The 11,965-nt window shown below is 69.7% G+C and carries 8 protein-coding genes; 1 reads left to right on the forward strand and 7 read right to left on the reverse strand.

Features of this window, described 5'->3' with window-relative positions; genetic code table 11:
- Position 1: 1 nt before the first annotated feature.
- A complete protein-coding gene (gene metH / locus WME97_RS41645; RefSeq protein ID WP_437546144.1) occupies positions 2-3,841 on the forward strand; it encodes a methionine synthase in 3,840 nt (1,279 codons plus the stop codon).
- Between the two features lie 248 nt (positions 3,842-4,089).
- On the opposite strand, the gene WME97_RS41650 is transcribed toward metH, so the two are convergent.
- From WME97_RS41650 to WME97_RS41680, 7 genes are all read right to left on the reverse strand, one after another.
- Positions 4,090-5,496 (reverse strand): DUF1552 domain-containing protein, encoded by a 1,407-nt coding sequence (locus tag WME97_RS41650; RefSeq protein WP_437546146.1) that lies wholly within the window; start codon positions 5,494-5,496, stop codon positions 4,090-4,092.
- Complete coding sequence (locus WME97_RS41655; protein ID WP_437546148.1) at positions 5,493-7,208, reverse strand: DUF1592 domain-containing protein; 1,716 nt, start codon at positions 7,206-7,208, stop codon at positions 5,493-5,495. Before WME97_RS41655 ends, WME97_RS41650 begins: the two co-directional genes overlap by 4 nt.
- A gap of 330 nt (positions 7,209-7,538) precedes the next feature.
- Positions 7,539-8,333 carry a BPTI/Kunitz domain-containing protein gene (locus tag WME97_RS41660; RefSeq protein WP_437546149.1) on the reverse strand — a complete coding sequence of 265 codons (795 nt, stop codon included), beginning with the start codon at positions 8,331-8,333 and terminating at the stop codon, positions 7,539-7,541.
- 184 nt (positions 8,334-8,517) lie between these two features.
- Complete coding sequence (locus tag WME97_RS41665) at positions 8,518-9,264, reverse strand: hypothetical protein (protein WP_437546151.1); 747 nt, start codon at positions 9,262-9,264, stop codon at positions 8,518-8,520.
- A 61-nt stretch (positions 9,265-9,325) separates the two neighbouring features.
- Positions 9,326-10,195, reverse strand: a complete 870-nt coding sequence (locus WME97_RS41670; protein WP_437546153.1) for a hypothetical protein — start codon at positions 10,193-10,195, stop codon at positions 9,326-9,328.
- Positions 10,192-10,815: an RNA polymerase sigma factor gene (locus WME97_RS41675; RefSeq protein ID WP_437546155.1), complete on the reverse strand. Its 624-nt coding sequence runs from the start codon at positions 10,813-10,815 to the stop codon at positions 10,192-10,194. The genes WME97_RS41670 and WME97_RS41675 overlap by 4 nt, the downstream gene beginning before the upstream one ends.
- The gene (locus tag WME97_RS41680; protein WP_437546157.1) at positions 10,812-11,963 is read right to left on the reverse strand and encodes a hypothetical protein; all 1,152 of its coding nucleotides are present in this window, start codon (positions 11,961-11,963) and stop codon (positions 10,812-10,814) included. The genes WME97_RS41675 and WME97_RS41680 overlap by 4 nt, the downstream gene beginning before the upstream one ends.
- Positions 11,964-11,965 lie beyond the last annotated feature (2 nt).

Below are 11,965 nucleotides of genomic sequence, written 5' to 3' on the forward strand. Positions count from 1 at the left end.
CATGCCGTCCAACAACACAACGCCTCCCCTTCATCCACTCCAGAAGCTCCTCCAGAGCCGCATCGTCATCATCGACGGGGCGATGGGGACGACCATCCGCACCTACGGGATGAAGGAAGCGGACATCCGGGGCCAGCGATTCGCGGATTCGAAGAAAGACCTGTTGAACAACGGCGATCTGTTCTCGCTCACGCAGCCGGAGATGATCTGCGATATCCACCGGCGCTTCCTCGAGGCCGGCGCGGACATCATCGAGACCAACACCTTCGGCGCGACAAGCATCACCCAGAGCGAGTTCTTCGTGGACGACCCGCGCGAGCACGGCGGGCGGAAGGACCCGGCCTTCTATCAAGGGATCATCGACGACCCGTTCCTCAACGACCTCGCCTGGGAGATCAACGAGCAGTCCGCGCGGCAGTGCCGCGAATGGGCCGATCGCGTGGCGAACGCCGACGGGCGGCAGCGGTTCGTCGCGGGCGCCATCGGCCCGCTCACCGTCTCGCTGTCCAACTCCCCGGACGCCGACGACCCCGGCTTCCGCGTCGTGACGTTCGATCAGGTGAAGCAAGCGTACGTCCACCAGATCCGCGCCTTGATCGCCGGCGGCTCCGACGTGCTGCTTGTCGAGACCATCTTCGACTCGCTCAACGCGAAGGCCGCGCTCGTCGCCATTCGAGAGGTGTTCGACAAGGACGGCAAGACCCTGCCGGTGATGATCTCGGCGGCGGTCGGGCGCGGCGGAGAGACGATGATCTCCGCGCAGACGGTCGAGGCGTTCTGGAACGCGGTGAAGCACGTGAACCCGCTCGCCATCGGGCTGAACTGCTCGCTCGGTCCGGACCTGATGTATCCGTTCCTGTCCGACCTCTCGGAGAAGTCCAGCGCCGCGATCTCCTGCTACCCGAACGCCGGCCTGCCCAACCCGCTCTCCCCCACGGGCTTCGATCTGGAGCCGCCGGACATGGCGCGCCACATCGGCGGCTTCGCCGACGCAGGCCTGCTCAACATCGCCGGCGGCTGCTGCGGCAACACGCCCGAGCACATCGCGGCCATCGCCAAGGCGCTCGCCGGCAAGCCCCCGCGCGCCCTCGACTCGAGGCCCCCCGCCGAGGCCCCGCCCGGCGACGCGGCCTCTTCCGGCGCGCCGATCCCCCTGCGCCTGTCCGGCTCGCAGCCGTTCACGCAGCAGCCCGGCGTCTACATGATCCTGGGCGAGCGCACCAACGTCGCCGGATCGCCGAAGTTCGCGAAGCTCATCAAGGAAGGGAAGTTCGAAGAAGCGGTGAGCGTCGCGCGCCAGCAGGTCGAGAACGGCGCCAACGTCATCGATATCTGCATGGACGAGGGCATGATCGACGGCGTCGCCGCGATGACGCGCTTCCTGCTGCTCCTGGCCAGCGAGCCCGAGGTGGCGAAGGTCCCGTTCATGGTGGACTCGTCGAAATGGGAGGTCATCGAGGCCGGCCTCAGGTGCATGCAGGGCAAGGGCATCGTGAACTCCATCTCGCTCAAGGAGGGCGAGGCGAAGTTCCGCGAGAGCGCGAAGACCGTCCTCAAGTACGGCGCCGCCGTCGTGGTCATGGCCTTCGACGAGCAAGGGCAGGCCGCCACCTACGAGGACAAGATCCGGATCTGCAAGCGCGCGTACGGCATCCTCGTCGACGAGGTGGGGTTTCCTCCCGAGGACATCATCTTCGATCCGAACATCCTCACGGTCGCCACCGGCATGGAGGAGCACAACAATTACGCTGTCGACTTCATCGAGGCCACCCGCTGGATCAAGGCGAACCTGCCGCACGCCAAGGTGAGCGGCGGCGTGTCGAACATCTCGTTCAGCTTTCGCGGCAACAACCGGGTGCGCGAGGCCATGCACTCGGCGTTCCTCTACCATGCCATCCGGGCCGGCATGGACATGGGCATCGTCAACGCGGGCATGCTCGAGGTGTACGAGGAGATCGAGCCGGAGCTCCGCGAGCTCGTCGAGGACGTCCTGCTCAACCGGCGTCCGGACGCGACGGAGCGGCTCGTCGACTTCGGCGAAGCGCTGAAGGCCAGGAGCGCCGGCGCCGCCGCGACCGAGAAGAAAGAAGAGGAGTGGCGCAAAGGCACCGTCGAGGAGCGGCTGTCGCACGCGCTGGTCAAGGGCATCGACACGTACATCGATATCGACACCGAGGACGCGCGCGCCAAGCTCGGCCGCCCGCTCTCCGTGATCGAGGGCCCGCTGATGGATGGAATGAGCGTCGTCGGAGATCTCTTCGGCGCCGGCAAGATGTTCCTGCCGCAGGTGGTGAAATCGGCGCGCGTGATGAAGAAGGCCGTCGCGTACCTCACGCCGTTCATGGAGGAGGAGAAGGCCGCGATGGCCGCCGCGGGGCAGGAGGTGAAGACGCAGGGGAAGATCGTCCTCGCCACGGTGAAGGGCGATGTCCACGACATCGGCAAGAACATCGTGGGCGTCGTGCTCGCCTGCAACAATTACGAGGTGATCGACATGGGCGTCATGGTCCCGTGCGAGAAGATCCTCGAGCGCGCCAGGCAGGAGAAGGCTGATCTTATCGGCCTGAGCGGGCTGATCACGCCGTCGCTCGACGAGATGATCCACGTCGCCCGCGAGATGGAGCGGCAGAACTTCAAGCTGCCGCTCCTGATCGGCGGGGCGACGACCAGCAAGGCGCACACGGCCGTGAAGGTGGCCCCGCATTACAGCGAGCCGGTCGTGCATGTGGTCGACGCGAGCCGCGCCGTGCCCGTCACGACGAGCCTCCTGAGCGAGGAGGGCAAGGCGGCGTTCGTCGCCCAGCACCGCGCCGAGTACGAGAAGCTCCGGCGGCTCCACGCGGCGCCGAAGCACAAGCTCGTCTCCCTCGAGGCCGCGCGCGCGAACCGGACGCGGATCGAATGGCGCGCCGAGGACGTGCCGGTGCCCGAGTTCACCGGCGCGCGCGTGCTCGAGGACTTCCCGCTCGCCACGTTGCGCGAGTACATCGACTGGACGCCGTTCTTCCACACGTGGGAGCTGAAAGGCGTCTATCCGCGGATCCTGGATCACGAGAAGTACGGCGAGCAAGCGCGCCAGCTCTTCTCCGAGGCGAACGCGCTGCTCGACACGATCATCGAGAAGAAGCTGCTGACGGCGCGCGGCGTGTATGGCTTCTTCCCCGCGAGCGCTGTGGGCGACGACGTGGAGGTGTACACGGACGGGACGCGCGCGAAGGTGCTCGAGCGGTTTCACTTCCTGCGCCAGCAGACGGCGAAGGAGAGCGGCGAGCCGAACCGGTCGCTCGCGGATTTCATCGCGCCCAGGGAGACCGGTCTCCGGGACCACATCGCCGGCTTCGCGGTCACCTCCGGGATCGGCCTGAAGGAGCTGTGCGAGCGGTTCAGGGCGGTGCACGACGATTACAACGCCATCATGGCCGAGGCGATCGCCGATCGCCTGGCCGAGGCGTTCGCCGAGTGCCTGCACAAGCGGGTGCGCGACGAGTGGGGCTATGGCCGGCAGGAGGATCTGACCAAGGCCGAGCTCATCGAGGAGAAATACCGCGGCATCCGGCCCGCGGCGGGGTACCCGGCGTGCCCGGATCACACCGAGAAAGGCACGCTCTGGCGGCTGCTCGACGTCGAGAAGAGCACCGGCATCCAGATCACCGAGTCGTTCGCGATGTGGCCCGGATCGAGCGTGAGCGGCCTGTATTTCGCGCACCCGGAGGCCCGGTACTTCAGCCTGGGAAAGATCGATCGCGACCAGGTGGTCGACTACCACGCGCGCAAGGGCATGACCGTCGCGGAGGTCGAGCGCTGGCTCGGCCCGAACCTCAACTACGACGCTTCAAACTAGCGGAAATCCCGCCGGGGATCGGCCTCGCGAAGGAAGAGAGATTTTAACGCAAAGGCGCAAAGACGCGAAGACGCAAACCTGAAAAAAGATCTGTTTTTTGCGACTTTGAGGCTTTGCGACGCTGCGTTGAAATCTCTATCTGTTCTTTTTTGCGACTTTGCGTCTTTGCGTCTTTGCGTTGAAATCTCTATCTGTTCTTTTTTGCGACTTTGCGTCTTTGCGTCTTTGCGTTGAAATCTCTCGCCGGATCAGGCCTTGAGCTCGTCGAGCTCGCCGGACTGACCGAAGGAGCCGAAGTTCGTGATCGGCCCCCCGCCCTCCTCGGTGCAGCCGACCGCGTTCGCCAGCGTCGTGAGCAGCTTGTTGTGGGGCGCGTCCTTGTCCTGCACCGTGCTCGACTGCCGCGTCACCTTGATGTACTGCCCCGTCTTGAAGTAGCCGCCGCAGCTCCCCGCGATGATGTACGGCAGGTCGCGGAAATCGTGGCGCAGGCCGTCGGAGAGCTCGTTCATGAACACGACGGCGCTGTTGTCGAGCACCGTCGCCCCGCCCTCCTCGTAGCCCGCGAGCCGGTCGAGCAGATAGACATACTCGCCCATGAACCAGCGATCGATGTTGAAGAGCATCTCCTCGTAGCCGTCGACGGCGCTCCCGGTGTCGTCGTCCCTCGTGTTCCCGTGCGAGAGCTTGTGGTGGTTGTACTCGTGGGCCATCCCATCCCACTTGAAGATGGGCCCCGCCGCGCCCGAGCCCCATTGCAGCGTCGCCGACCGCGTCGCGCCGGTCGCGATCGCCAGCGCGAGGATGTCCATCTGCATCCGCCCGACCTTCTTGAACTCCGCGTCGAACCCCACCGTGTCCGGGTCGATCCCCTCGATCTCCGCCGCTCGCTCCGGCGAGAGCTCGCGCGGGATGATCCCCGAGCCGCCCATGCCCACCTCGAGGTCGCGCACGGTCTGGAAGTGCATGTCGAGCTTGTCGCGATCGGCCTTGCTGAGCTTCTTCTTGAGCAGGGCCTCGTACTCGACCGAGACCAGGTCGAGCACGCTCTCGCGGCGCTTCGTGAGCCGCACGAGCGCCTCCTCTTCGAGGTCCGTCCCGCCGACCAGGTCCCGGTACGCGAGCCACGGGTTGTTCTCGCCGCTGACGGGCTGCTCGCTTCCGGTGTACGAGATGTGCCCGCGCACGTTCGGCGTCTTCGCCCCGACCATCAGCGTCAGCGCGGGCGTGCCCGGCGGGTTGATCTTGTTCGCGATGAACTGGTCGAGCGAGATCCCCGCCGCGTACTGGGTGCCCTGGACGAGCGGCTGCGCCGTGAGCTTGCAGCCCATCCCCTTCGCGTGATCGTCGCCCGCGCTCGGGTCGAACCCGTAGCCGCGCGGCACCATGTGGATGCCCCGCGGGATCAAGAGCTTGTCCCGGTACGCGGCGAGGGGCGCTATCGCCCGCGTCGCCCCGAACGAGGCGGCCGTCAGCGCGCCGTACTGCGTGCTCGGGAAGAACTTGGTCATGTTCACGCCGTTGCACATGAAGAAGGCGATGAACCGGCGCGGCGCGCTCGCGTCGGCCTTGGCGTCGCGCGGGCGCAGCGACTCGAGGAGCGGGAGGCCGAGCATCACCCCGCACGCGCCCCGCAAGAACGTTCTGCGATTCATTGGTCCACCTCTTCCACGGCCCGGTACCTGAACGTCTTCGTCTGCGTGAGCGCGACCAGCAGCTCCTTGATGTTGTACCCGGACGCGCCGAGCTTCTCGTCGAGCTCGGCGATCGTGCACGCGTCCTCCCGCGAGAGCTGGCGGGCATTGCCGTAACGGTACCAGTTCGTCAGATAACACCGCTGCGCGACGGGGCTCTCCGCGAGCTGCTGCGCGAAATCCACGGCGCCGTCGAAGCTGATCTCACCGTCCCCGACGGCGATCGTGCCTGTCGCGTCGATCGTCTCGCCGTCCTCGTCGGCGCGGTAGCGCCCGACCGCGTCGAAGTGCTCCAGCGCGAAGCCCGGCGGGTTGATCACGGCATGGCAGTCGTTGCACGCCTTCGGCGACGTGTGCACCTCCACCTGGTCGCGCGTCGTCTTGATCTCGCCCTGAATGGGCGGCAGCGTCGTGTTGATGTCCGCCGGCGGGTCCGGGAGGTCGGTGCACAGGATCTGGCGCTGGATGAACACGCCGCGGTGGATCGGCGAGCTCTTGTTGAAGAACGCGTGCGAGCTCAGGAAGCCGGCCTGCGTGAGGAGCCCCGCCCGCTCCGCCGGGTCGAGCGGCGTCTCCACGAGCTCGCTCGTGAACGACCCCTCCACGCCGTAGATCGGGGCGAGCCTGTCGTTCACGAAGCCGACGGGCGCCGTCATCAGCGTCCTGAAGTCGCCCTCCATCTCGAGGACGACGTGCCGGATGAACTGCCTCGTCTCGGCCGCCATGGCCGAGGACACGCTGGCGTCGAAGTCCTCGTAGAGCGCCGGATCCTTCGAGAGATCCGCGTAACGGCTCATGTGGAGCCACTGGGCGTGGAAGTCGTCCAGGGCGCTCGTGGCCCTGGGGTCGGCGAGCATGCGCCGCGCCTCGGCCTCGATGCCCTCGGGCGTGCCCAGCGCGCCGCCCTCCGCCGCTTCGAGGAGCGCGTCGTCGGGCAGGCTGTTCCAGAGCAGGTAGGAGAGCCGCGTCGCGACCTCGTAGGCGTCGAGCGGGATGATCCCCCCGCCGTCGAGCTCCTCGCTGAGCTCGATGCGGTAGAGGAAGTGCGGCGACTGGAGCATCGCCTCGATGACGTGGCGCACGCCCTGCTCGAACGGCGTGCCCGCGTCGAAGAGGCCGTTGCCGCGGGCGTAGGCGGCGGCGTACGCCTCCTCCTGCTCCGCCGAGAGCGGCCTCCTGTAGACGCGCTTGCCGAGCTCGCGGATGAGCTGCCGGGCGCAGGCTGCGCCGTCGCCCTCCGGCGCGCACGGCACGATCTTGCCGAGCACGGCCTGGTCGACGACGGCGTCGGCCGCGATGGTCTCCGCCGCACGGCGGTAATCGCGGGCGAGGCGGTCGGAGACGAGGAGCCCCTTGGCGTTGTTGTTGAACCCCTCGAACGCCGGGTCCGCGAGGAACGCCGCCGAGGCCTTCATGTCCTTGCCGAAGAGGTCCCGGATGGTGTTGTCGTACTGCGCGTGCGTCAGCCGCGTCAGGCGCGGGGTCGGGCCTGGCGCGGTGACGCCGGGCTCGCACTGGGCGCCGGGGTCGGGACCTGGGCCGGTGCCGGTGCCGGTGCTGGTGCCGGGACCGTCGCCCGGATTCGATCCGCCGTCTCCAGACGATCCCGAGCACGCGGCCGCGCTGGAGAGCGCGATGGCCGCGAGCAGCATCCTCGGGGTGCTTCGATTCACGGGCAGCTCCTTCGTGAATGAGCTCGAAGAAAGAAGAATCTACGAGCGCTCCATGGAACAGGCTATCGGGGCCAAGAGCTCAGCGTCAATGCGAGGCGATGGTGGAGCGGTCGGTTCTTTCGGTCCCGTCGGTCCCGTCGGTCTCGTCGGTCCCGTCGATTCCGCCCGTTCCGCCGAATGCGCCGGAGCTGTTCACCGGAATCGGCGCAGCGCGGCGATGACGCGCCGAGACGGGAAGGCGCCCAGGTGGGCGCAGGAAAGTGCCTTATCCACGATTCAGGAGACAGCGCCTGATCACGCACGCCAGGAGCGCTGGTCGTTCCTGGTCGTTCAAGGTGCCGGGGGCATCTGCGGCTGACACCTGCCCGACGAACAGACCGCCGTCATCCCGCCCGGGAACACGGGCGCGCACGGAGGGCACGCGCCCATGCCGGCGGGACAGACCAGGGCATCGAGCTCCGCGCTCTGGTTGAGGGCGACGATGCCTGTCCCGTCGCACCCCTCGCAGCAGCCGAGGCCGTCGCGCAGGGCGCAGTCCGAGTCGACAGTGCACTCCGTCAGCGGCGACTCGCGCACGTCGAGGACGACGCAGCGCCCCGCCTCGCACGTGGCGGTGAAGTACTGGGTCGTGCGCTCCGCCTCGGTGACCTCCGGGCACGCGCCGCACGCGACGCCCCCGCACCCCTGGATGATCTCGTTGAGCTTCGTCCCGGCGCGGTTGATGGCCCTGAAGTTCTCGGCATTGGCCGTGTCACAGGCGCCGCAGCAGCCCCGCGACACGAGGATGCAATCGCTCGGCGCGTTGCAGACGCCTATGTCGGGCAGCTCGCCCCGACAGGCCTCCTCGCACGCGGCAAGGGAATCGAAGCGGTTCTCGTTGCCCTCGCAGCCGCCGTAGGTGAACTCCCTGCACGCGCCGGCGGCCGGGTCGTACCAGTATTTCGGGAACGCGGCCTCACACGGACCAGGATCCGCCGGGAGCAGGCACCGGACGGGCAATTGCCCGCCGCCGCCACCGCCGCCGGTCTCCGCAGACGAACCGCCTCCGCCCGGGTCCCCGCCGCCCGAGCCTGCGGGATCCACCTTTCCGGAGCAGCCTGCGGCGAGCAGAAGGGAGCTAAGCAAGCCAAGACCCAGGGATAAGCGCCGAGGCATGCCGGGCGAGTTGCAACGGGCATGCCCTGGGCGTCCGGTCGATGCGCCCGCCGATCTCGGCCCGGATCGCGCGGGCGCTGGGTCTCGGTGTGCCAGACGGCGCGGCACACCATGACGGCGTCGTCGAGGGGACCGGTCCCCGAGCTGATCGCCGTCAGGGGTCGCGCGTCAGCCGGACATTGTAAGTGGTGCTCTCGAACGCGATGCTGCCGTCCGCCCTCTGCTGGTCGACGAGAAGATCGAAGGCGGGCACGTCGCGCGCAGCGGCGCATCCGGGCTCACGACAACCGCAAACGCCGCTTTCACACAGCGCGAGGTATCCGCAGTCGACAGGCCGCCCGCCCGCGAAACAGCCCTCGGACGTTTCTTCCCACGCCCCCCCGTTGTGCACGCATTCGTAGGAGCCTGAGCCTGGGGACGACGCCTGAAGCTCGCACCAGCCCTTCCAGAGCTCCCGGGGGTCGATGGCGAAACGCAGCCGGCGGTCGGTGAGCTGCGCGCCGAGCATCGTGAAATCGAACCCTTCGTAAGGCAGGCCGATATTGTAGTCGCCGAACAGCCCGAGGTTTTCGGGATAGGGCACGTCCGGATCCACGGCCGGGGGCAGGGAGGCTCCCGTGCCGAAGCGCACCTTCCCCTGGATCGATGTGCCCTCCACGGTGTCGATGTCGATCTGGATCACGTCCGATCCCGAGCGGAACTTGAAGTTCTCGACGTATCCCTCCCAGTGAGCGATGAGCAGGGAGGCCGTGTCGGATCCCTCGCCGCCGGAGCTGGCCTCACCGCCGCCCGAGCTGGCCTCATCGCCGCCGATGGGCAGGTCCTGCGGCTGACAGCCGGTGTTCCCGAGCGAGGCAGCAGCGAAGAGCAACGCGAGCGCGACGCGAGTCGAATGATTCATGGTTCCTCCTGTCTCTTGCGGTCCATCGGTACATGGCCGGCGCGAGGAACATCCGTCTCTGTCAGTCGATATTTTCTCGGAACGCGCAGGAGGCGCGGACGCGGCCCGCGTGCACCGAGCCCGGCGCTTCGCCGAGGAGCCGCTCGGCCTCCGCGCGCGCCTCCGGCGCCCGCCCTGCGGCGCAGAGGGCGAGCACGCGCGCGGCCATGCGCTCCTCGCGGAGCTGGCCCTCTGGAAACCGGGCGCCGAGGTCGTCGAGGCGATCGAGCGCGGCCGACGGATCGCCGTCCCGCACGGCGTCCTGCGCCTCGCGCAGCAGGGCCATCTCCGCGGCGAGCGTGCTCGGCCTCGCCGGCTGTCCGCCGCGCGGGCGCGCCGGCCCGCGTTCGCCGTCCCCTGTCGAGGACGCCCGCGCGGCGTCCTCCGCGCTGGGGTCCAGCGGCCGCGGCGGTGCCGGCGCGACCGCGCGGGCCTCGCGCGGGGGCGGGGGCGCCGCCGTCGGCGCCGGCGCGTCGACCGGAGCTGCTGCGGGCGGAGCCACCTCGGGCGGAGCCACCTCGGGCGGTGTCATCGCGGGCGGAGGCGCCGCGGGCGCGCTCGCCGGCGGTGCTGCGCTGGCCGGCGGAGGGACGTCGACGGTCGCCCTGCCGGTGAAGAACCCGCCGGCGAAGGCGACGGCGCCGATCAGCGCGCCCGCCGCGAGCATCTTGCCCGAGAGCACGCCGCCGGCCGCCTTGCCCGCGAGCACGCCGCCGCGTGCCCCGCTGCCCGCGAGCGGCGACGGGGGCGCCTCCCCGGACGGCTCCTGCGGCGCGCCGACCGCCAGCTTGCCCGCGAGCGCCGCGCGGAGCCGCGCCTTGTCGGACGGCGCGAGCCCGTCCGCTCGGGCCGCCTTCAGGAGCGCGCGCGCCTTGTCGCTCGGCTCGCTCATGGCCACCCGCCCCCGCGCCTCGCCAGCGCCAGCTCGAACTCGCGGCGCGCGGCGCGCAGCCGCGAGTAGACGGTGTTCAGCTTCAGGTCGAGCGCCGCGGCGATCTCCGGCGCGCTCAGCTCCTCGATCTCCGCCATCACGAGCACCGCGCGCTTGTCGTCGTCGAGCTCCGCGAGGAGCGCGTCGACGAGCTTCAGCGCCTCGACCTGCTCGAGCCGCTCCGCCGGCCCCGGCCCGCGGTCCGCCACGCCGCCCGGCAGCTCCTCGAGCCCGCCCTTGCGCCGGACGAGGCGCCGGTGATCGCGCGCCACCCGGCAGAGGATCGCGAACAGCCACGCCTTCACGCTCGACCGCGGCTCGAGCTCGCCGAGCCGCCGGTGGACCACGACGAAGACGTCCTGGAAGGCGTCGTCCAGGCTCGCCTCGCTGACGCCGAGCCGGCGCAGGTTTCGCCAGACGAAGTCGGCGTGCTCGTCGTAGACCGCGTCGAAGTCGAGGGCGACGGGCGCGTCGTGGGCGCCGAAGTGCGGATCGAACACGGACCCCGCGAAGGGAAGCGCCGACGCGGGGGACGTCCTCGTCACGCGAAGTACATGGCCGGCGCCCTCTGGATCCGTCACGGAAATCGCACCTCGACCCCCAGCGAGGCGCGGAGCGTGGCGGCGGCGCTCCGGTGGACCGCGCCGATGCCGACGAGCACGAACCGATCGCGCGTCACCGGGAACGGAACGTCGATCGTGAGCGGGACGCGGAGCCGGTCCGAGAGGGTGAAGGTCGCGAGCGCTCCGGGGTGCGGCGCGACCCAGAGCGCCCGGTTCGAACCGGGCGACGCCGCGCCGAAGCTGTCCGCGCTCATGACGCCGACCTCGACGCCGGCGCAGGGTCCGAGCTCGATCGAGCGATAACGCATCGCGTAACACACGCGCAATCCGCCGGTGGTCAGCTGGACGTCGCCGCCCATCGTCGTCCGCTCGACGAACGCTTGCTGCGCGCCGAAGTAGGTGCCGGAGAGCTCGACGCGGACGGCTCCGATCAGCATGCCCGCGGCGATGCCGGCCCCCGGGGCGACCGCCGGGAGCGAGGCGGTGTCGAGGACACCGGAGGCCCTGAGCGTGCCGCGCAGCTCGAGGGGGCGCGACGGGCCCTGCGCCGGGGCCGCGCTGGCCCCTGGCGAGGGTGAGGCCGCAGGCGGCGCCTCGGCGGCGGTGGGCGCGTCCGGAGATGCGTCCGCCGCCGCCGAGGCGCCGGCGCCCGGATCCCCGTCGGCGCCTGGATCCGCGCCGGAGATGTCGCCGGGCGCCGCGCCGGTGTTCGGCTCCGCCGTCGGGGTGCCGCGGCTCGCTGCGTCGGGATCGATGGCGAGCGCGATGATCAGCGCCGCCGCGTCCGCGAGCTCGGCGCAGGTCTCGCCGTGGAGCTCGCGCGACCGTGTCGTCTCGCCGAGCGTCGTCGAGAGGCGGAGGTCCCACGACCCGCGCCCGTTCCGGGACACCACCGCGCGCGCCTTCAGCGGCGGCTCGCCGTTCGCCTCGGATGACCGCCCGAGGCGCTGCTCGATCTCGGCCAGCACGCGCCCTCGATCCGCGCATTCCCCGGGCGCGATCCAGTCGAGCTCGACGCCGCCCGCGCTCGCCGCGGTGTCGGCGCGGGCATCACCCGCCACCGCGGCGAGCGCGGCGAGCGCGAGCGCGCCGAGCGCGGGCGCGGAGACGACGAGGGAATCCGCAGCAGCGAGGAGATCCCGCCGACAGGGATCGAGCAGGCGCATCA

It is taken from the genome of Sorangium sp. So ce367, from assembly GCF_051520455.1.
GTDB lineage: Bacteria > Myxococcota_A > Polyangia > Polyangiales > Polyangiaceae > Sorangium > Sorangium cellulosum_B.